The organism is Micromonospora sp. WMMD712 (assembly GCF_029581295.1).
In the GTDB taxonomy this organism is placed as follows: domain Bacteria; phylum Actinomycetota; class Actinomycetes; order Mycobacteriales; family Micromonosporaceae; genus Micromonospora; species Micromonospora carbonacea.
The window spans coordinates 1,685,116-1,703,896 of sequence record NZ_CP120743.1; the positions used below are offsets into that span (position 1 = coordinate 1,685,116).

General features: G+C 70.7%; 20 protein-coding genes. 9 read left to right on the top strand and 11 right to left on the bottom strand.

Annotation, left to right across the window (positions count from 1 at the left end; all coding sequences use genetic code 11):
- Positions 1 to 19: 19 nt before the first annotated feature.
- On the bottom strand, positions 20 to 1,357 hold the full coding sequence (locus tag O7633_RS06860; protein WP_282326858.1) for a hypothetical protein: 1,338 nt from the start codon (positions 1,355 to 1,357) through the stop codon (positions 20 to 22).
- Positions 1,358 to 1,690: 333 nt separating this feature from the next.
- Here O7633_RS06860 and O7633_RS06865 point away from each other — a divergent pair, with 333 nt between their 5' ends.
- From O7633_RS06865 to O7633_RS06890, 6 genes are all read left to right on the top strand, one after another.
- Positions 1,691 to 3,097 carry an APC family permease gene (locus O7633_RS06865; RefSeq protein ID WP_282326860.1) on the top strand — a complete coding sequence of 469 codons (1,407 nt, stop codon included), beginning with the start codon at positions 1,691 to 1,693 and terminating at the stop codon, positions 3,095 to 3,097.
- Complete coding sequence (locus tag O7633_RS06870) at positions 3,094 to 4,107, top strand: acetamidase/formamidase family protein (protein ID WP_282326862.1); 1,014 nt, start codon at positions 3,094 to 3,096, stop codon at positions 4,105 to 4,107. Before O7633_RS06865 ends, O7633_RS06870 begins: the two co-directional genes overlap by 4 nt.
- 10 nt (positions 4,108 to 4,117) lie before the next feature.
- Positions 4,118 to 4,798: a GPP34 family phosphoprotein gene (locus O7633_RS06875; RefSeq protein ID WP_282326864.1), complete on the top strand. Its 681-nt coding sequence runs from the start codon at positions 4,118 to 4,120 to the stop codon at positions 4,796 to 4,798.
- A gap of 299 nt (positions 4,799 to 5,097) precedes the next feature.
- Positions 5,098 to 6,198, top strand: a complete 1,101-nt coding sequence (locus tag O7633_RS06880) for an FAD-binding oxidoreductase (protein ID WP_282326866.1) — start codon at positions 5,098 to 5,100, stop codon at positions 6,196 to 6,198.
- A gap of 300 nt (positions 6,199 to 6,498) precedes the next feature.
- Complete coding sequence (locus O7633_RS06885; protein ID WP_282326868.1) at positions 6,499 to 8,901, top strand: DEAD/DEAH box helicase; 2,403 nt, start codon at positions 6,499 to 6,501, stop codon at positions 8,899 to 8,901.
- Positions 8,898 to 10,001 carry a hypothetical protein gene (locus O7633_RS06890; RefSeq protein ID WP_282326869.1) on the top strand — a complete coding sequence of 368 codons (1,104 nt, stop codon included), beginning with the start codon at positions 8,898 to 8,900 and terminating at the stop codon, positions 9,999 to 10,001. Before O7633_RS06885 ends, O7633_RS06890 begins: the two co-directional genes overlap by 4 nt.
- A 229-nt stretch (positions 10,002 to 10,230) precedes the next feature.
- Here the strand turns inward: O7633_RS06890 and O7633_RS06895 are convergent, their stop codons facing one another.
- From O7633_RS06895 to O7633_RS06930, 8 genes are all read right to left on the bottom strand, one after another.
- Positions 10,231 to 11,523: a hypothetical protein gene (locus O7633_RS06895; protein WP_282326870.1), complete on the bottom strand. Its 1,293-nt coding sequence runs from the start codon at positions 11,521 to 11,523 to the stop codon at positions 10,231 to 10,233.
- Positions 11,520 to 12,224, bottom strand: coding sequence for a GGDEF domain-containing protein (locus O7633_RS06900; protein ID WP_282326871.1), 705 nt, complete (start codon positions 12,222 to 12,224; stop codon positions 11,520 to 11,522). The genes O7633_RS06895 and O7633_RS06900 overlap by 4 nt, the downstream gene beginning before the upstream one ends.
- A 262-nt stretch (positions 12,225 to 12,486) precedes the next feature.
- On the bottom strand, positions 12,487 to 12,831 hold the full coding sequence (locus O7633_RS06905) for a hypothetical protein (protein ID WP_074472907.1): 345 nt from the start codon (positions 12,829 to 12,831) through the stop codon (positions 12,487 to 12,489).
- A gap of 88 nt (positions 12,832 to 12,919) precedes the next feature.
- A complete protein-coding gene (locus tag O7633_RS06910) occupies positions 12,920 to 13,153 on the bottom strand; it encodes a hypothetical protein (protein WP_282326872.1) in 234 nt (77 codons plus the stop codon).
- Positions 13,146 to 13,565 carry a hypothetical protein gene (locus tag O7633_RS06915; RefSeq protein ID WP_282326873.1) on the bottom strand — a complete coding sequence of 140 codons (420 nt, stop codon included), beginning with the start codon at positions 13,563 to 13,565 and terminating at the stop codon, positions 13,146 to 13,148. The genes O7633_RS06910 and O7633_RS06915 overlap by 8 nt, the downstream gene beginning before the upstream one ends.
- Complete coding sequence (locus O7633_RS06920) at positions 13,562 to 14,176, bottom strand: hypothetical protein (RefSeq protein ID WP_282326874.1); 615 nt, start codon at positions 14,174 to 14,176, stop codon at positions 13,562 to 13,564. Before O7633_RS06920 ends, O7633_RS06915 begins: the two co-directional genes overlap by 4 nt.
- A complete protein-coding gene (locus tag O7633_RS06925) occupies positions 14,173 to 14,370 on the bottom strand; it encodes a hypothetical protein (protein ID WP_282326876.1) in 198 nt (65 codons plus the stop codon). Before O7633_RS06925 ends, O7633_RS06920 begins: the two co-directional genes overlap by 4 nt.
- Positions 14,371 to 14,530: 160 nt before the next feature.
- A complete protein-coding gene (locus O7633_RS06930) occupies positions 14,531 to 14,995 on the bottom strand; it encodes a hypothetical protein (RefSeq protein WP_282326878.1) in 465 nt (154 codons plus the stop codon).
- Between the two features lie 674 nt (positions 14,996 to 15,669).
- Here O7633_RS06930 and O7633_RS06935 point away from each other — a divergent pair.
- From O7633_RS06935 to O7633_RS06945, 3 genes are all read left to right on the top strand, one after another.
- Complete coding sequence (locus O7633_RS06935; RefSeq protein WP_282326880.1) at positions 15,670 to 15,810, top strand: hypothetical protein; 141 nt, start codon at positions 15,670 to 15,672, stop codon at positions 15,808 to 15,810.
- 138 nt (positions 15,811 to 15,948) lie between these two features.
- Positions 15,949 to 16,230 carry a hypothetical protein gene (locus tag O7633_RS06940; protein WP_282326882.1) on the top strand — a complete coding sequence of 94 codons (282 nt, stop codon included), beginning with the start codon at positions 15,949 to 15,951 and terminating at the stop codon, positions 16,228 to 16,230.
- A 162-nt stretch (positions 16,231 to 16,392) separates the two neighbouring features.
- Positions 16,393 to 17,340, top strand: a complete 948-nt coding sequence (locus O7633_RS06945; protein WP_282326884.1) for an alpha/beta hydrolase — start codon at positions 16,393 to 16,395, stop codon at positions 17,338 to 17,340.
- 15 nt (positions 17,341 to 17,355) lie between these two features.
- On the opposite strand, the gene O7633_RS06950 is transcribed toward O7633_RS06945, so the two are convergent.
- Entirely contained in the window at positions 17,356 to 18,195 is an 840-nt protein-coding gene (locus O7633_RS06950; protein ID WP_282326886.1) for a DNA methyltransferase, read from the bottom strand.
- Positions 18,188 to 18,763, bottom strand: coding sequence for a hypothetical protein (locus tag O7633_RS06955; RefSeq protein ID WP_282326887.1), 576 nt, complete (start codon positions 18,761 to 18,763; stop codon positions 18,188 to 18,190). Before O7633_RS06955 ends, O7633_RS06950 begins: the two co-directional genes overlap by 8 nt.
- Between the last annotated feature and the right edge of the window lie 18 nt (positions 18,764 to 18,781).

Below are 18,781 nucleotides of genomic sequence, written 5' to 3' on the forward strand. Positions count from 1 at the left end.
GTCGACGTACGCACGCGCTCTAGTTAATCAGGACCTGCCGGTACAGGCTCTGCACGCAGTCGAGACCACTCCAGGGCAGCAGGTCGACAAGGAGTTGGCGTAGCCGCTTGCGGTTGCGCTCGGATCCGGTACGTCGGGCGAGCACGTCGGCCTCGCTGGCGGCGTGGCAGGCCTGTTCGATCTGGTTCATCTGCGTGTACGCGACGGCGAGGTCGATGAATGTGCCGGAGCGTTCCCGCACGAAGTCGGCGGGCAGCAGGGTCAACGCCTCGTAGAGGGAGCGGGTCGCGTCGGTGGGGCGGCTCAGCCGGGTCAGGCAGCGGCCCTTGAGGCGGGCGGCGTGGCAGTCGGCGTTGAAGAAGCTCAACCAGGCGGGGGTGTTGTCCCTGCTGACGCCATCGAAGGCCCGTTCGGCCTCGGCCAGGGCGATCATTCCCCGGTGGGGCTCGTCGAGGAGTCCGTACGCCTCCCCGGTGGCCTCGCCGAGCCAGGAGTTGACGGCGGCCGGGACGCCTCGGCCGGCGACGTCCCGGGCGGTGCCGAGCAGGCTGAGCGCGGTGCGGCCGTCCCCGTTGTGGAGGTGGATCTGGCTGAGAACGCCCAGGCCGTATGAGTGCAGGGCCCGGTCGTCCGCCTTCTCCGCGAGCGAGATGGTGAGCCGGCAGTATCCGTGCGCTTGCTGGTAGCGCTGCGCATCGATGGCGAGCCAGGCGGCGAGTTGGGCTGCGTCGGCGGCAGCGCGTAGCAGTCGGCGGTGGGTGGCAGTGCTCGTCGTGCGGTTGCTGACCTCCAGCATGCGGTGCAGATGGGTGCCGACATCCGCGCTCACCATGCCGGCACCCTCCCGGTAGTCGAGACGCCGGTAGGTGTCGGTCAGGATCTCCAGGTCCTCGACCATCCGTTCGGTAACCCGTGTCAGGACGGCGCCGGAGGGCAGCGGAACGCCGGTGGCACGTTCGCTGGTGGACCGGCTGGCCGGCGCTTCCGGTGTGCCCGCCCGGAGGGCCTCCGCATCGAGGTGGCTGTGGTCCTCGCCGCCGAGCAGGTCGCCGGCGGCGCAGCGGTAGAGGAACGCCAGCTTGTTCAGCGTGTCCAGCGACGGTGCCCGGCCCGCCGGGCCCGGCCAGATTTCCCAGTACGAGATCTGCTTGGCGGTCTTCGGCGCGTCCGCGTCGGGCCACTGCTCGTTCCAGCGGCGCGCCACGTCGGCCTGCGTGAGGCCGTGGGCGAGGCGGAACGCCACCCGCGGGTTGATGCGGTACCGCTGCCGCCAGTGCGAGGCGATCCGCCGGTACGTCCACCCGCTGGCCCGCAGCTCGTCGGCCTCCCGCTGGAAACTGCGCGCGCTCCTCGCCATCCCTGCCTCCGAAAGTGACCGCCACCAGGACGACCGTCGGTAGCACGTTAGCGATCACCGTCGCCGTGACGGAAGCCATCGACACGCTACTCCCCGTGATCCGGGGAGTAACGGTAGGTCGAAGGTCCCCACCAGCTGGGGTCGATCTTCCCCGCTGCGGACGGGACCCTCGAACACGACGCGGAACGCCTGCTCACGGCACCTGCTCACGACGGTGGCCCCCTCCACAACCTCCGGCGTCAGGTGATGACGGCAGCGCACCACAGACCGCTCGACCATGACCGGCGCACGACGTCGGGCACACGCAGTTGATCGACATGGAGAGGCTCGCTGATGCATGAGCAGAACGAGTTGGGCCGCTACGGCTATCGGCAGGAGCTGGCTCGGGGGCTGAGGTTCCGGGATCTGGTGGCGTACGGGTTGGTGTACATGGTGCCGATCGCGCCGATGGCGATCTTCGGGAGTGTGTACGCGGGGTCGGGTGGGATGGTGGCGTTGGCGTACGTGGTGGGTGTGGTGGCGTTGGTGTTCACCGCGTTCTCGTACGCGCAGATGGTGCGGGCGTTTCCGATGTCGGGAAGCGTCTACAACTACGCGGGGCGTGGGATCGGTGCGCCGGTGGGGTTCCTGGCGGGTTGGGTGATCCTGCTGGACTACGTGCTGGTGCCGGGCCTGTTGTATCTGGTGGCGTCGGTGGCGATGCACGCGAGTGTGCCGTCGGTGCCGGTGTGGTGTTGGCTGCTGGGCTTCGTGGTGGTGAACACGGTGGTCAACTCGGTCGGGATCCGGATGACGGCGTTGGTCACGCGGGTCATGCTCGTCGGTGAGCTGCTGGTGTTGGCGGTGTTCCTGGTCGTCGCGGCCGGTGCCCTCGCCGCGGGCAAGGGCCGGTTGAGTTGGGGGGCGTTCTACGACTCCGACACGTTCGGCTGGTCGGTGGTGGCCGGGGCGGTGTCGATCGCGGTGTTGTCGTTCCTGGGGTTCGACGGCATCTCCATGCTCGCCGAGGAGAGCAGGGGCGGGCCCCGGCAGGTCGGGCGGGCGATGGCGGCGGTCCTGATCCTGGCGGGGGTGTTGTTCGTCGGGCAGACGTGGCTGGCGGCGATGCTGGTCGCCGACCCGGGCCGGTTGTTGGTCGAGGGTGATCCGGCGGGGACGGCGTTCTACGACGTGGCGCGGGTCGCGGGCGGGGGTTGGTTGGCGACGGTGTGCGCGGTGGCGACGGCGGTCGCGTGGGGGTTGCCGAACTCGATGGTGGCCCAGGTCGCGACGAGCCGGCTGCTCTACGCCATGGCGCGGGATCGGCAGTTGCCGGGGTTCCTGGCGCGGGTGTCGCCCCGGCGGGGTGTGCCGGTCAACGCGACCCTGCTCACCGGTGTGGTGTCCCTGGTGCTGGGCCTGTACATGGCGGGTCGGGCGGACGGGGTGACGGTGTTGTCGTCGCTGGTGAACTTCGGGGCGATGGTGGCGTTTCTGGTGTTGCACGTGTCGGTGGTGGTGCACCACCTCGTCCGTCGGCGTAGCCGCAACTGGTGGGCGCACCTGGTCATGCCGGTGTTGGGCTTCACGGTCCTGGCCTACGTGGTGGTGCATGCGAACATCGCCGCCCAGCGGGCCGGGTTGGCGTGGCTCGCGGTGGGGCTGGTGGTCCTCGCCTGCCTGTACGCCACCGGTCGGCGTCCCGTGCTGTCCGGCCTGGTGCCGGCCCGCCCGGCCGGCCGTGACATGGAGCGGGTGTGACCGGCATGGACAGGATCGTGTACCGGCCGGGCCCGGGGGAACTGGCGCACACCTTCGGCGCGCGTCTGCCCGTCGCCCACGTCCGCTGCGGGGATGTGCTGGAGGTGTTCACGCAGGACTGCTTCGGTGGGCTGGTGCGGGGCCCGGCGGACCTGCCGTCGCGGGTGTGCCGCATGCCGTACCTGAACCCGGTGTCCGGGCCGTTCTTCGTCGAGGACGCCGAGCCCGGCGACACCCTCGCCGTGCACATCGCCGCGATCACCCCCGCCACGGACTGGGGGGTGTCGACGACGTTCCCGCACTTCGGGGCGCTGACCTCGACCGCCCGCACCACCACCCTGCAACCACCGCTACCCGAACGGGTGTGGGTATACGGGATCGACCAGCAGGCCCGCACCGTACGGTTCCAGGCCACGAGCAGCGACCACAGCGTGGATCTCCCGCTGGAACCGATGATCGGCACGATCGGCGTCGCACCCGCAGGGTTCGAGGCCCGCTCCACACTCGTGCCCGACTCCCACGGCGGGAACCTCGACACCCCGCAGCTACGCGCCGGCGTCACCCTCTTCCTCGGGGTCAACGTGCATGGGGCGATGCTCGCCCTCGGCGACGGACACGCCCGCCAGGGCGAAGGCGAGGCCTGCGGCGCCGCGGTGGAGATCGCCACCGTCACCACCCTCATCGTCGAGGTCGTCAAAGGCGTGACGACACCCTGGCCGCGGCTGGAGACCGACACCTCGATCATGTCGGTCGGCTGCGCCCGCCCCCTGGAGGACGCCTACCGCATCGCCCACCACGACCTCGTCGGCTGGACCAGCACCCTGACCGGCCTGGACACCCTCGACGCCTACCAACTCGTGTCCCAGGCCGGCCGCGCACCCGTCGGCAACGTCTGCGACCCCAACTACACGATCCTCGCCGCCATCGACAAAGCCCTGCTTCCCGCATCCGCCGACGCCTACCAGGACGCGCACCGCCGGCTACGGCGGCTCGCCGCCGAAACACGGTAGGAGCCGACCGGTGACCACGATCCCCCGCCTGCCGCTGCGCGACGAGCTGTTCATGCTCGCCCACGACGACGACACCGGCCGCCTGCACGTACACCGCCGGGCCCTCGCCCTCGGCCTCGCCGGCGCCGTCCTGATCGACCTGCACCTCGCCGCACGGGTCATCGTCGACCCACCCGACCCCACCGGCGCTGTGCCCGGCCAACGGCTGCGCCTGCGCACCGACCGGCCCGTCGGCGACCTCATCGCCGACGCCGCCCTCACCTCACTGCACCCCACCCGCACCGCCCCACCCTTGCGGACCTGGCTGCGGCACTTCGCCGTCGATCTCTACGACCGCACCCGCGCCGGACTCGTCACCACCGGAATCCTGCGCCCACACCGCCAACGACGCCTCGCCGGCATCACCCACCGCCACACCTACCTACCCACCCACAGCAAATGGTCCGTCGTACCCCGCGCCCGACTCTGCTACCTCGCCCAAGGCCGCGAACAACCCAACGACCACACCGCCGCACTCGCCGGCCTCGTCGCCGTCCTCGGCCTGACCACCCACCTGTACCTCGACAACGACCCCACCACCCTGACCACACGCCTCACCACCATCGCCAACCAACACCACCGAGCCGTACGGGACATCACCGCCGCGGTCGACGCCAGCATCGGCGACCTCGCCACCGCCACCTACCGCTGACCCGCTCTCTCGGCGTCCCCCCGGGAAACGGCGGTGAAATGTCCGTCCCGCAGCCGCCGCAACATCACCGGCTGCCGAGCCTTCATGCCCGCTGGCAGGACCACGACGCGTCACCGCCAGCGACCCGCGCCCTCACGCGCACCACGCCACCGACCCAGCATCCCGATCAGCGCCAAGGAGCCGGTCTCGTGACACCGCCCGCCGCCCATCCAGCCGACCTCCGCGCATCATGGGCCGACGTCACACCCCACCTGCGCCGCGCCACCGACCACTTCTCGTCCCTCCTGGCCGACCAACGGATGAGGCTGCTGCCCGAACGTGATGCACAAACGTTCCTGGCCACCGTCGGTCACCTGATCGCCGGTGGTGACAACCACGCCGGGCGCACCGCCCTGCTCGCCGCGTTCGCCCCCACCTACCGACACCTGGGCCTGCAGCCCTACCACCACCAGACGCTCGTCGACGCCCTCACCGCCACCATCGCCCGCCACGCGCCCACCACCTGGACGTCCACGACCGCCGAACAGTGGCGCCGTCACGGCCACCATGTCCTCAACCTCACCCACCGCGCTGCCCACCGCCTCACCACCACGCTCCCGTGGACCCCCGCGCAGATCATCGACCGCGACCCGGCAACCGATACCACCACCGTGCTCACCCTGCGCCCTCGCCGCCGCCTGCACTACGAACCCGGCCAGGCTCTCCCCGTCACCACACTCCACCGGCCCGGTGCCTGGAGGTGGTACTCCCCGGCCAATGCACCCCGTCCCGACGGCACCATCGAGCTCCACGTCCGCGCCGTCCCCGACGGACCCGTCTCGCCCTGTCTCACCCACCACGCCGCCGTCGGGGAATACGTGTGGCTCGGCCCGCCCTACCACGCCGGACTGACCCTCGACCCCGACCATTACGGTGACCTTCTCCTCGCCGCCGGCGGCACCGGCCTGGCACCCCTACGCGCCATCACCGAACACCTCACCACCACCGGCACCGCCAACGGCCGGCAGCGGCGGGTCACCCTCATCGTCGGCGCCCGCACGCTCGAAGACCTCTACGACAGCATCACCCTCGACACCCTCCAGACCGCGTATCCGGAGTGGCTGACCATCAGGCCCACCTTCACCGACGACCCCCTCGTCGACCCGGCCGCCCAGGGTGACGTGCTCACCGCCGTCCTCGACCACTACCGGCCCGGCCACCACGTCCACGTCGCCGGCCCACCCGCACTCATCGACCACGCCCGCCACCGACTCTCCCTCGCCGGTATCCCCGCCGGCCACCTCCACCTCGCCGAAACCTTCACCCGCCCCACTTCACCCGCGGTAGGACCAACCGGCGGCACCAGGTTCTCCCGACGGCAGGACACCACCACACGCCGCAAGGCGACCCCGCTGCGGTGACACCGCGTCCACCTCCTCGCGGCCGCCCGGCCCCGAGGCCTTCCGGCCACGCCTCCACGGCCCCTCGACGCGCTCGGGCTCCGCTTCCCCTGCGGGATGTCCCGCCCGACACCGGATGACCCGCCTCTCCAGGCGAACCAGCCGACGTCGACAGCCGCCGCCCCACCCACCCTGACCCAGGAGCACACCCTTGCTTTCCCACCCCCGGCGTCTCCACCACGCAATCCTCCGGTCCGCATCGGCCTGTGCGCCGTCCGCCGCTCCCGGCCGGCTGTCGCGCGTCGACCGGCGTACCCGCTGATGACGCCGATGCCGACGCTGCGCGGCTATCAGCGGGAGGCCGTCGACGCGGTGGTCGCGGCGCTGGCGGACGGCGGCCGTGGTCAGGTACGGGCGGCCTGCGGCAGCGGGAAGTCGGTCGTGGCTGTGCACGCGGGGGTCCGGCTGTGTCCCTCGGGGCTGGTGGTGGTGGCCGTGCCGTCGCTGACCCTGCTGGCCCAGACGTTGAACGTGTGGGTCCGGGCGGGTGCGGCCGCCCGGGTGCTGGCGGTGTGCGGCGACGGTGGTGTCGCCGACGAAGCGGTGCGGGTGGTGGACCTGACCTGCCCGGTGACCACCGACGCGGCGCAGATCGCCGGATGGGCGAGACAGCACGATGCGGCGTCGGGGTTGAGTCTGGTGCTGGTCACGCACCGGTCGGCGGACACCGTGGGCAGGGGCCTGAACGCCGCCGGGGTGGCCGCCGACCTGCTGATCGTGGACGAGGCGCACCACACGGCCGGTTGGGCGGGCAAGCACGGTGCGCTGGTGCACCGTGACGAGCATCTGCCGGCGCGGCGGCGGCTGTACATGTCGGCCACGCCCCGGCTGCTGCCGGCCAGGCTCCGCACCAACGGCGACGGTGACGACGTGCTGTCGATGGATGAGACGACGGTGTTCGGGCCCGTCTGCTACACGTATCCGTTCACCCGTGCAATCGGTGACGGCTGGCTGGACGACTACCGGGTCGTGGCGATCGGGGTCACCAGCGGGCAGGCCCTGGATATGCTGCGGGAGTTGGACCCAACGGCGGTGGTGGACACCCACACCGCGCCGCTACGGACGATGGTGGTGCAGACCGCCCTGGCCCGGGCGGCGGCCGAGTTCAACCTGCGGCGGGTGCTGGTGTTCACACCACGGGTGCAGGCCAGCAGGGAGTTCACCCGCACCCTGCCCGCCGCCGTAGCAGCCCTGCCCGCCGACGAGCGGCCCAAGGGCCGGTTGACCGTTGGGCACGTCGACGGCACCCAAACCGCCATGCAGCGACGCCTGCACCTCGACCGCCTGGCCCACCCACCCGACGACGGGTGGACGGTGATCTCCAACGCCAGATGTCTCGGCGAAGGCGTCGATGTGCCTGCGGTGGACGCGGTCGTGTTTACCGCCCCGAAGGAGTCCCCGGCCGACGTGATCCAGGCCGTTGGGCGGGCGTTGCGGCGTAACCCGTCCGGGTCCGGGATCGCCACGATCCTGCTGCCGGTACTGCTGCCGGATGACCCTACGGACGCGGCGTCCGACGTCGCGGGCGACATGGCCCGGTGGACGACGCTGCTCCAGACGCTGCGGGCGCTGCGGGCGCACGACAGCGGTCTGGCCGCCGACCTCGACCGGAATCGCACCCAGACGTGCGGCGGGGGCGGGGCGTTGCCGCCGCGACTGCTGCTCCGTCTGCCGGACGGGTACGGCGCCGAGCAGTTGCTGAGGCAGTTGACCGTGCGGATTCTGGAGGAGACCACCTCCGATTGGATGGTCGGCTACGGCGCCTTGCGCGACTTCCACGCCGACCACGGTCACACCCGGGTCCCGACCGGTCACCTCCGGCATGGTGTCCGCCTCGACCGGTGGGTCTTCCGGCAGCGCGCCGACCACAAGGCCGGCCGCCTGGCCCAGGACCGCGTCGATTACCTGAACGCGCTCGGCTTCCACTGGGACCCCCGGGAAGGAATCTGGGCTCGAGGGCTCACCTACGCGCGACGGTTCCACGCCGAGCACGGTCACCTGCACGTCCCCCGCGGCCACGTCCTCGACGGGTTCGACCTCTACAACTGGCTGTGGCAGCAACGCGCGGCCCGCCGCGCCGGCACCCTGCCCGCCGACCGGGTCGCCGACCTCGAATCCCTGGGCATCGACTGGAGCATCCGGGCAGCCCACCACGACGGGTACGCCGCCGCCCGCCGGTTCCACGCCGAACACGGCCACCTCGACGTTCCCTTCGGCCACACCGTCAACGACATCGACCTCTACCGCTGGCTCTCCGCCCGACGCGTCGACTACCAGAAGGGCGTCCTCAGCGCCAAGCGGGTCCGCGCCCTAGAAGCACTGGGCATCCACTGGTCCATCCGCGAGGCCGCCTGGCAGCGCAACCTCGCAGCGGCCACCGCCTACTACCAGCGCGAAGGCCACCTACACCCCCGCAAAGGCCACCGCGAAGGCGACATCAACCTGTCTAGTTGGCTCAAGAAGCAGCGCGCGGCCCGCCGCGCCGGCACCCTGACCCCCAACCAGGCCGCCGCGCTCGGTGCCATCGGGATGCAGTGGGAGACCCCCTCCGGCTGGGCCCGCACCCGCCAGGTCACCGCCCGCCGCCGGACAAGCACCCCGGACCCGGCCCCAGCAAGCCCCACGCCTGACCACCAGAACACCCCACCCACGGAGCAACCATGATCCCCATCGCGTTGTTCAACTTCGAAGCCGGCGGCCTCCGCCACGGCCAACGCAACCTACGCCCCCTCGTGGACGCCTTCCACGACGTGCAGGCCCCACCCGCACTGATCCTGCTCTGCGAGGCCAAGACCTGGCACGAGAACGGCCAACGCCCCCTGCACCACGCCGCAGAACTGCTCGCCGACCGGTTCGACCGCCCCTACGTCGGCGTGCTCGGCCACGACCCACACAGCCCCATGCCACCCGCCATCCTCTACGACCCGACACTGCTGACCCTGCGCTCCTGGCCCGCCCCCGCCGACCCGCACGTCTTCGCCGACAAGCGCAACATCGCCGTCTTCGCGATCCGTGACACCGGCGAACCCGGCACCCCCGACAGCCGCACCACCTTCGCCGCAGCCGTCACCCACTGGGACCCCCACTGCGGCATCCGCCGCCGCCAACAAGCCGCCCTGCTCGACCGCTACGGCACCACCGACATGCCCGTCATCGTCGGAGGCGACCTCAACAGCACCGCCTCCGGCCCCCACCTACCCCAACGCGACTGGACAGCCGCCGGCCACCGCGCCCGCGCCCAAAAAGCACGCCAACACCCCGACGGCACCTGGACCGCCGACACCGACGCCGTCGACCACCTCATCGGACGCTGGAACCCCGAAACCCACCACCGCACCAACGGATGCGGCTTCCACGCCATCGCCGAACTCGCCCGGACCACCAACCCCCACATACCTCTGCTCCCCACCGTCAACAACGACATCGACGCCGGCGGCGGCCTGCTCATCGACTGGCTCCTCGCCAACGACACCATGCGCCCCCACGTCGACCCCCACAGCTACCGCGTCCACGTCCCGACACGACAGCCCTACCCCTCCGACCACCGACTCGTCACCGCCACCCTGATCTTCGACACCCCGCCACCGACCCCGTGTCACCACCCCCACGACCGGCCCCCCTCACCCAGCAGCAACCGGAGACCGACCCCCACCCGTGCGCTCCCCACCACTGAACCGACCTCCCCGCGGGTCGGCCAACCACGGAGGAGACACCCGGGGGCCGAGGCGAGTGACATGCAACATCGGCTACCCCAAGGCCCCTGACCACCCTGCCCTCCGGCGCGGAGAACTGACGTCGACCAGCCATCGAGGACGATCGCCGGCCGGGCCACGGCGCCTGTCGGGCATCCTCCCGGCCGATGCACTCGCGCCCGAGCCGATCGAGAGGTCAGACCACATCGGTCGCGCACAAGCGGCGACCGGGCATCCAGACGCAAAAAGGCCGCAGTGCGTGTGTGGTGGTGGATCAAGCTCCACCACCACACACGCACAGCTATTGGTCGGTACGCCGCGTCCGGTCATCGCCTCGGCTACCGAGGGCACGGACGGTGGTACTGAGTTTGATCGGCAGACCCTCGTCTCCCTTGAGGAAGGGCGCGATCTCGATGGTGCGACGGAGGCTACGCCCGGGACCGTACGGCTGTTGGCGGTCGTGGCCGGAGACCCAGTAGCGGTGGTCGGGCTTGGCCCGAGTGGAGCCTTCACTAGCTTTGCCTCGTTGAGGTGCGGTGGTGGTGCTGCGCGGTGCGATGCGCACGATTTTGACCTCGGGGGCAGGACGCCGGTGGCGCTGGTACGCCCTGGTGGTTGCCTTGGGCAGTTTCGCCGGCACCGCCTCGGCCAGTTGCTGTCTGATCAGCAGCCAGGTGGTGACGAGGGGGCCGAGCGGGTGTCGTCCGTCGAGCTTGGTCCCTCGGGTTACGTGTTCGGCGTGGATGGGTACGAGCCAGCCGATCTCGTGTCGTAGTGCGGGCATCAGGTCGTCGTCGAGGGCGGTGCCGCCGATGCTGCGGTAGCCGATGAGCTGCCAGCCGTCCGCGTGGGGTGTCCAGGACACAGCAGCGAGCTGCCGGGTGTCGCCGACGGGTTCGGGCCAGGCGAGCAGCCCGGCCGGTGTGGCGGCGAGGTCGTCGGTGACGGCCGCCGGTGGCTGGTTGTTGCCGACTTGGTTGACCATGTCGGTGAACTCCTGGTTGATCCAGTACATGGGTGCGAGGTCGAGCTGGTCGGCCAGGGCCCGGCGGTGGTCGGGTTCGTTGAGGTGTGGGGGCAGGTGCGCGGGGCCGCGGAGGAGGCCGGTGAACCGGTCGCGGATCTTCGGCAGCATGTCGGCGGTGAGCCGGGCCGGCGGCCAGTCGGTGGTGGTGAGCAGGGTCCTGCTTTCGCGGCCGAGGACGATGCCGCGGTGCAGTGCGCGGAGGACGGCGTACTCGTGGTGGTGGGGCAGCCACTGCATACGGGCGGCACAGTGGGCGGTGAGGCCCTCGGAGTCGTCGGCCTCGATGAACTGGGCACATCGGTAGCAGACGTGCCACTGGTCGTTGTAGGTCTCGACGGCCGCAAGGACCGCGATCTGGATGAGGCTGGTGTGGTACTTCCACACCGACGGCGCGCCGGTGCAGGTGTGGCAGCGGTCGAACACGCCGTTCACCTGGTCGGCGTCGACGGGGACGACGGCATGACGGCCCTCGGTCACTGGGTGCCGGTAGATGGTGCCGTGCCCGTCGGGGTGCTCGGTGAGGGCCAGCCGGCAGGTTGCACAGGCGGTGAGGGTGGCGAGGTTCATTCGGCGCTCCCCCGCTGGTCGCGGCGCAGGTCACGCAGCCGCGGTCCACGACGGTGTGCACGGTCGGGCATCGTCATTCCGTCGGCGTAGACGACGTGCCGGCCGGGCCCCTGGCGCTTCGCGTGGTACATGGCGATGTCGGCGCGGTGCAGCGCGATGTCCTGCAACGGGTCGGTGCTGACCACGGTTGCGATGCCGACGCTGGCCGTGACGGTGACCGTGGCCAGGCCGCTGTCGACCTGCACGTTGACCGGCGCGGCGATGGCGCTGACGATCCGGTCGGCGATGTCGCTGGCCAGGTAGTGCCGCAGGGGCAGGATGGTGGTGAATTCGTCGCCGGCCAGCCGGGCGACGGTGCCGCCGTAGGTGTGGACGACCTGGGCGAGTCGGTCGGCGATCTCCACGAGCAGGTCGTCGCCCGCGTCGTGGCCGTGGGTGTCGTTGACCTCTTTGAACCGGTCGAGGTCGATGAGCATGACGACGAGACGCTGTGGTGGGGAGCTCGCGCCGACGGCGGTGTGGATGGTGCGCAAACCGGTGCGGTTGAGCAGGCCGGTGAGCGGGTCGTGGGTCAGTTGCCAGGCGGCGTCGGCCAGCTCGGCGCGCAGCCGGGTGATGGTGGGCCGGGTCGCGAGGTAACCGACGCCGGCTCCGAGGATCGCCGCCACGATAGTGGCGATCGCGAGGAGTGTGGTGAACACTGGGTTCCTCCATCTCGATGGAGAACCCGGGACGCGTACGTTTCGTAGGCGATCTGCGTCCCGGGTCCTGAAACGACGACGGCCCGCCTGATGGCGGGCCGCTTTCTGTATTCGGTGTCCCGGCAGCCGGCACCGTGGGGCGGGCTCGGCGTTGCTGCCGGATGCGCTGCCGCCCGGTCAAGGGCTGCTGATCACCGGGCACCGGAACTCTGTTCGGTCCTATTGCCGACGGTCACCGCGCGAGGTGGCCGGCGGCCAGCTGCTACGGCAGGTCGCGCAGGAGGTGGTGGACCAGCCAGGAGGAGGCGGTGGGCAGGACGATGACGTAGGTTGCGCCGACGCGCTCGGCGTGCACCCAGACCCTCGCGTCGGGCGGGTTCACCGAGGCCACGACGACGATGCCGCGGCAGGCGAGCCGGTTCCGGAACCGGGCGACCAGGTCGGAGCCGATGACGATCAGCGGGCGGCGGCTGGCGTAGCGGCGGCCCTGGGGAACGGAGTCGGCGTACTCGAACTCGTATCCGGCCTGCTGTTCGACGGTGCGCAGCTCAGCACGCAGCAGCCGGCTACCGGTGACGGCGATGACGGGAAACGGTTTGGGTGTCATGCGGAACCTCCGGGAAGGGGGACGTGCCCGCTCGGCAGGGCCGGCGGACGATCAGGTTGGCCGTACGGGGTGTGGTCCCAGGGCACGGTCAGGTGGCCGAGCGGGCCTTGCGGCTGGCGCTGGATTGCGCGCAGGAGCGGCAGACGGGGCCGAGGTCGGGGTGGTAGCCGGCGTCGCATGCCTCGCAGACGATCAGCAGGCAGGAGCGGCATTCGCCGGAGGCGATGACCTGCAGGCTGGTTCCGCAGTAGCCGCACGGGCCGTTCAGGCAGGCATCGGTGTGCCGGCCCCGCGGGTGGTGGTGGCAGGGGTGCTCACGCACGGCGGTCTCGCCGCAGGTGCTGGCGGATGGTGCCGGCGGTGAACGGCTCCCCGGTGATGTTGTTCGGCGGATCGATGTGCCTCCACCCGCCGAACTCGCAGGCCAGCCAGGTGGTGCGGTCGTTGGCGGTGATGGCGATGACGTCTCCGGTGGACATCGAACGCAGCCGCAGCAGCCGGTAGGTGCAGGCGATGAGGAAGTCGGCCTCTCCACTCAGCGTCTCGCGGCAGGTCTCCAGCTGGTCGAGGTCGACGTTGAACAGGCCGTAGATCCAGCTGGCGGTCCGCTCCGGTTTGACGGAGGCGGGCAGGCGCCGCCAGTAGGAGATGACCTGGGTGAGGGCGTGGCCCGGCTCGTACGGAAGGAACCGGCTCTCGGTGTTGTGGTAGACGGCGATGACATGCAGGGTCATGACGGACTCCGTTCGGGGCCAGGGGTGGACGCGGGGTCGGGCTCGCTGTCCGGGGTGTGATCGGCGGGGCGCAGCGGCGGAGGTGGGCCGATCGGGCGGACGCGCAGAATCTGCTCGGGCAGCACCATCGCGGCCGGTTGGCCGGTGAGCGGATTCACAAAGGCCCGGTAGCCGGTGGTCCAGAGCAGGTGCCAGCGTTCGGCGGGTGCCGCCGGGCGGCTTCCGGTGGGATCGCCGTGGAAGGACGCGCCGACCTCGGTCAGCTGCGCGGCCAGCGGTGTCGTGCGGTGGTGGCTCATCCGGCCGGCCAGCATGGGGCAGCCACTGGCGGAGTAGGCGGCGCAGACGGGGTGCATGCCCGGCTCAGGGCTGACGAGCAGCCGCAGGTCGCTGTCGCGCAGCGCGAAGACGATCCGCCCGGTGTCGAGTTCGTCGCCGCAGGTCTGGCAGAGCCGTTCCTGCAGCGCTCGGACGTGACGATGGTGGTCGACAGCGCCGAACCGGAACCGGCCATCGGGGGTACGGGCGGTAATCCATGGGACGACCAGCTCTCCGACGACGGGCCGCCGAGCCAGGCGTACGGGGACGGCGGGAATCTCGGGGGCGGTCATGCGAGCACCACCGGGGCGGGTACCGGGCCGGTGGGGGCGTAGCGCATCCGTCGCAGCGCGGGAAGGTCCCGGCAGCGGCCGGTCTCGACACGGCGGCCGAGGTGCGCGGCAGGAGTGTCGCCGGGGCGGTCGTCGAGGTGGTACGGCTGGATCCGGCGGCGAGGGCCGGAGCGTGTGGAGAGGTGGTGTGGCACGGGATTCCTCCATCTGCTGGTGGATGGAATCCGGGCACGCCTGCCGGCCGTGCCCGGATGTTGCGCGGGTGTGCGCGGTCGGCCGGGCATCGGCCGGATGGTGCGGGTCGAGACAGCTGCTTTATCGGGTGCGGATCACGCGTCCCGGCGCAGGTTGGGTCTACGAGACAGCAACGGAGCGCAGGATCAGGTGGGCCTCCTTGAGGTGACCGGCGAGAATCTCGCCGTTGCTGCCAGCGGTGCTGAGGCTGTCGGTGAGGTCCTGCACGACGGTGTCGGGCACGGCGGCGAGTCCGCTGAAGGCACCGCCGTGGACGTTCTCGGCGATGCGCTGGATCGTCTGGGTCAGGTGCGCCTGGACGAGGTTGAGGCCGCACAGCAGCCGGGCCAGTTCGGTCAGGTCACGGCATCCAGTGGCGTGGGTCATGGCCTCACCGAGCTGCTCGACGGCCAGCAGGGCCACGCCCATCGCGGCGTCGGTCTCCGCCGGACCAACGAGAGGCCCATCGTGGAGCGGTCGTGCGAGCTGGATGATCATGGTCTGGCCGTCGTCGCCGCTGCGGATGGCGTCGGGCAGCTCGGCGAACCAGTCGGGGGTAGCCAGGTACCAGCGGGGCATGAGCATGTTGTCCTCCATCGGACAGCACGAAGGCGGCCACCGGGTGGTGACCGCCGGGCGGAACGGGAACATCACCCCTCCCCTTGGCATGGGCAGGGGTCGTGGAACTTGTGGGGCCGGATCAGACGCGGGCGACGGCGGCCGACCGGAGTCGGTGGGCGCGATGACGTCGCGAGAAGAGGCCAGATCAGGGGGCACAAGAGGAAGAAAGAGCCTTCAGGTTAGCCTCGGCCACAGTCCCATGAGCCGGGCTGTCAGGTCGGCACGGCTGGCAGAGGCTGTCAGCACGCCGAGGACCGCGATCTGTCAGATCGGTCCCCGTGCAACGGGACTCGACGTTCCGGCCACCGTCTACGGACAATTCAGCCGTGGAGATCGTGGACAGGGTGCAGGCAGGGGTGACCAGGCCACACCACGATCCGGTTGCTCGTGCCGTATGGCTCGCTGCGGTGCACGACCAACATGCGTGCTTCCGGCGGGACCGTCACCACCCCGATCGAGGAGCCCGCCGTCGGCCGGAACTACTACCAGGTGGATGTGATGCTCCACGATGGAGTCGCGGTGGGGCTGCTGTTCAACGCTGCGACGTCATTGGTCGCTGCGGCCGGGCCGCAGGATCGTCACTTGGTGACGCTGATGTTCGTGGACGTGCCGGCCGGCAACTCGTTCCCGAGGCGGGGTTGCGGGTCGCCACGGCCGCAGAGCCGATCCAGCCGCTCGACGACAGTGACCTGCGATTCCTCGCCGAGGCCGAGCGCCGTGATGCGGCCTACCACCGGCCGGACCGGCTCGGAGACCTGCTGTTCAACTGGTTCGACTGAACGCATCGCCGGGGTTCGGTGCCGATTCAGCCGGTGGGGGCCGTGCGACAGTCACGGGCATGACGTTTCCCCTGGAGGCGCTGTCGGTCACCGTCAAGGCCCGAGCAGAGACGTGGGCGAGACTGGGGATGCGATGGGATGCGATGGCACACGCGCCCGATCCAGCCGAACCACGGCAAGGCGGTCGTGGTCAGCGAGCTCGAGTCCACGACGTGGCTCGCCGCGATCATGATCTGGGCCACCGGCGAGGCGGAGCTGACGACAGTCCGCCTCGCCGACGACAGGATGGTCAACAAGCACTACGACCTTGAGAACCGCGACGATCTCGAACGACTACTCGATGAGCTGTCCGCTCTGATCGCCGACGGCCGCGTCCCCGAGGCCGCACTCATCGACCAGGCGCCGGGGACACCGGCCTGACCGTGAACCTCATGTCCGAGAAATCGCTCGAGCGTTGGCGGTGACCCGCTGCGAAGCGACGGTCCGGCGGCCCACACCGGCCGGCCCACGCGCCCAACCATCAACTGCCTCGGCCGTATCGCTCAGCAAAGCGGTCCCGCACAAGCCGCCATACTGTCGCCCATGAGCCTGGACGTGCGCAGCGACGACAACTGCCATCTGTGGGCCGAGCAGTCCGGCGCCGGGCCGCCGCTGGTGCTCTGTCACGGCGGTCCGGGCCTGTGGGACTACCTCGACCCGGTCGCCCGGCTGCTCGACGACCGCGCCCGCACCATCCGATGGGACCAGCGCGGCTGCGGACGCTCGCAGCGGCGCGGACCATACACCGTCGCCCGCTTCGTCGCCGACCTCGACGCGGTACGCGACCAACTGGCCGGACCGCGCATGGCCCTGATGGGCCACTCGTGGGGTGCGCACCTGGCGTTGCGGTACACCATCGAACACCCCGAACGGGTCAGCCACCTGATCTACGTGTCCGGGACCGGCATCGACCCCGACCGCGGCTGGCACCCGCACTACAAGCGGAATTTGAGGCTGCGACTCGGGCATCATCTGGCCCGGTGGGAGGCACTCGGCGTCCGCACGCGCACGCCCGCAGAGGACCACGAATGGGCGCTCCTGCAATGGTCGGCCGACTTCGCCGACCCCGGCACCGCACTGCGGCACGCCGAACGCATGGCCACCCCATGGCTGGGCATCAACTACGACTGCAACCAGGCCCTCAACGCGGAGGTCAAGCAAGAACTCAGCGACTCCGAACTGGCAGTGCAGTGCCGAGCGCTCGACCTGCCCGTGCTGATCATCGACGGCACCGAGGACATCCGCCCCCGCTGGGCCGTTGACTCGCTGCACCAAGCGTTGACGAACAGCCAACGCGTGAGCCTCGCCGGCTCCGGTCACTTGCCGTGGGTCGAGAACCCTGACGACTTCCGTGAAGTGGTGGCCACCTTCCTGACGCAAACACAGTCGCCAGACCCTCAGCCAGGTTCACCGCGAACCCCCCGGACCCGCGATAGCGTGACTGCGCAGACGAACCCTGGGTTCACGTCGAGAGCCCGTCAGCTTCCCTGAACTCTCGGGAGTCTGTTAGCGACGTAGGACCAGCACGTCCTCGTGGGCGATCAGATGCACGGGGATGCCTTCGTCCCTGGCGCGGCGGACGGCCAGGAGCCCGAACATGTTCGCCCGGTGCACGATCTGTCCGTCGCGGACGGCCGCGAGCATCGCCGCGCACCGCTGCACCGGCACGAGCCCCACCGACCGGGCGACCCCGAGCAGTTGCCCGGGCAGGTCGATCAGATCGTCGCGTTGGCGGCGTACCGGACGGCAGGTGATCACCACGATGCCACCGGGACGCAGCAGCCGGCAGCTGGCGGCCAGAATCGCGGCGAACCCGTCGAACAGGCGGGACCATCCGCCGTAGGCGAGATTGCCGCGTTCCCGGTCCCCGTACACGTGGTCCCGCTTGCGGACCCCGGCGCTCGTCACGCGCACAAGGCCGTGCGTGCCGCGCCCGTACGGCGGTGAGGTGAGCACCAGCCCCACCCGGCCGACCACCGACGCCGGCACCAGGCCGAGCAAACCCGTGGCGTCGCCAGTGAACACCTGAGCCGACCCGGTCGCACCCTGCGACGCAGCCAGGGCGACGTTGGAGGCGGCCAGCGCGGTGAACCGGGGTTCGATGTCGATCCCGACCCCCTGCCGGCCGAGGTGCATGGCCTCGACCAGAGTGGTCCCGGCCCCACACATCGGGTCGAACACCAGATCGCCCGGCGCGGTGTACGAGCTGATCGCGTGCGCGGCCAGGTGGGGCAACATCTTTCCCGGATGGCTGGAGCTCTCCGGCACGTAGCGGCCCCGCCGCTGGTCCCGGGCCGGCTGCTGGCAGGTCAGCCACACCGACGTCACCGGCATGGACTCACCCATCGACGCCTCCGGGCTGCGTCGCGCTGCGGGTCAGGATCAGCACGTCCGTGTGGATGTCCAGCTGCGCCCGCTGACCACGCCGGGGCGGCCGGTCGGCCGCCACGACGTGCTGCAGGTACGCCAGCCCGGCCCGCTTCGCGGCGATGACCACGTCCACCGGCAGGATCACGTCCCCGTGCGGCAGCAGCACCGCCAGGCAGCCGCCCGGTAGGAGACTCGCGTGGCAGCGCAGGAAGAACTCCACCGCCGAGACGCCACCGTCGGGGGGCCAGCCGGTGACGATCAGCGTCGCCGCTTCCCGACCCCAGCCGAGCAGCCGGGTCGACTGCAGATGGCTGCGGCGGTGGGCGGCGATGACCGCGCGGGCCAGCTGCGGGCCCACGGCCAGGTCGATGATCAGGTCGGAGGGGTGGGTGAGGTTGTGGACCAGCCGTACGCCCATCGCGTTGGACATGGTCTCGCCCTGTGGTGGGGCCGGGACCGGCCAGACGGTGATCGGCACGGGCGCGTCGCCGGGCACCACGTCCCCCACGGGGACCGGTGCCTGGTGCGGGTTTCTGTCGGTCATAGGCGCGGTGGCCCCCGG

Coding starts and splice junctions, on each gene's coding strand:
- O7633_RS06860 (WP_282326858.1), bottom strand. CDS start 1,357: ATGGCGAGGAGCGCGCGCAGTTTCCAGCGGGAGGCCGACGAGCTGCGG.
- O7633_RS06865 (WP_282326860.1), top strand. CDS start 1,691: ATGCATGAGCAGAACGAGTTGGGCCGCTACGGCTATCGGCAGGAGCTG.
- O7633_RS06880 (WP_282326866.1), top strand. CDS start 5,098: ATGAGGCTGCTGCCCGAACGTGATGCACAAACGTTCCTGGCCACCGTC.
- O7633_RS06885 (WP_282326868.1), top strand. CDS start 6,499: ATGACGCCGATGCCGACGCTGCGCGGCTATCAGCGGGAGGCCGTCGAC.
- O7633_RS06890 (WP_282326869.1), top strand. CDS start 8,898: ATGATCCCCATCGCGTTGTTCAACTTCGAAGCCGGCGGCCTCCGCCAC.
- O7633_RS06895 (WP_282326870.1), bottom strand. CDS start 11,523: ATGAACCTCGCCACCCTCACCGCCTGTGCAACCTGCCGGCTGGCCCTC.
- O7633_RS06905 (WP_074472907.1), bottom strand. CDS start 12,831: ATGACACCCAAACCGTTTCCCGTCATCGCCGTCACCGGTAGCCGGCTG.
- O7633_RS06915 (WP_282326873.1), bottom strand. CDS start 13,565: ATGACCCTGCATGTCATCGCCGTCTACCACAACACCGAGAGCCGGTTC.
- O7633_RS06920 (WP_282326874.1), bottom strand. CDS start 14,176: ATGACCGCCCCCGAGATTCCCGCCGTCCCCGTACGCCTGGCTCGGCGG.
- O7633_RS06930 (WP_282326878.1), bottom strand. CDS start 14,995: ATGCTCATGCCCCGCTGGTACCTGGCTACCCCCGACTGGTTCGCCGAG.
- O7633_RS06940 (WP_282326882.1), top strand. CDS start 15,949: ATGCGATGGCACACGCGCCCGATCCAGCCGAACCACGGCAAGGCGGTC.
- O7633_RS06945 (WP_282326884.1), top strand. CDS start 16,393: ATGAGCCTGGACGTGCGCAGCGACGACAACTGCCATCTGTGGGCCGAG.
- O7633_RS06950 (WP_282326886.1), bottom strand. CDS start 18,195: ATGGGTGAGTCCATGCCGGTGACGTCGGTGTGGCTGACCTGCCAGCAG.
- O7633_RS06955 (WP_282326887.1), bottom strand. CDS start 18,763: ATGACCGACAGAAACCCGCACCAGGCACCGGTCCCCGTGGGGGACGTG.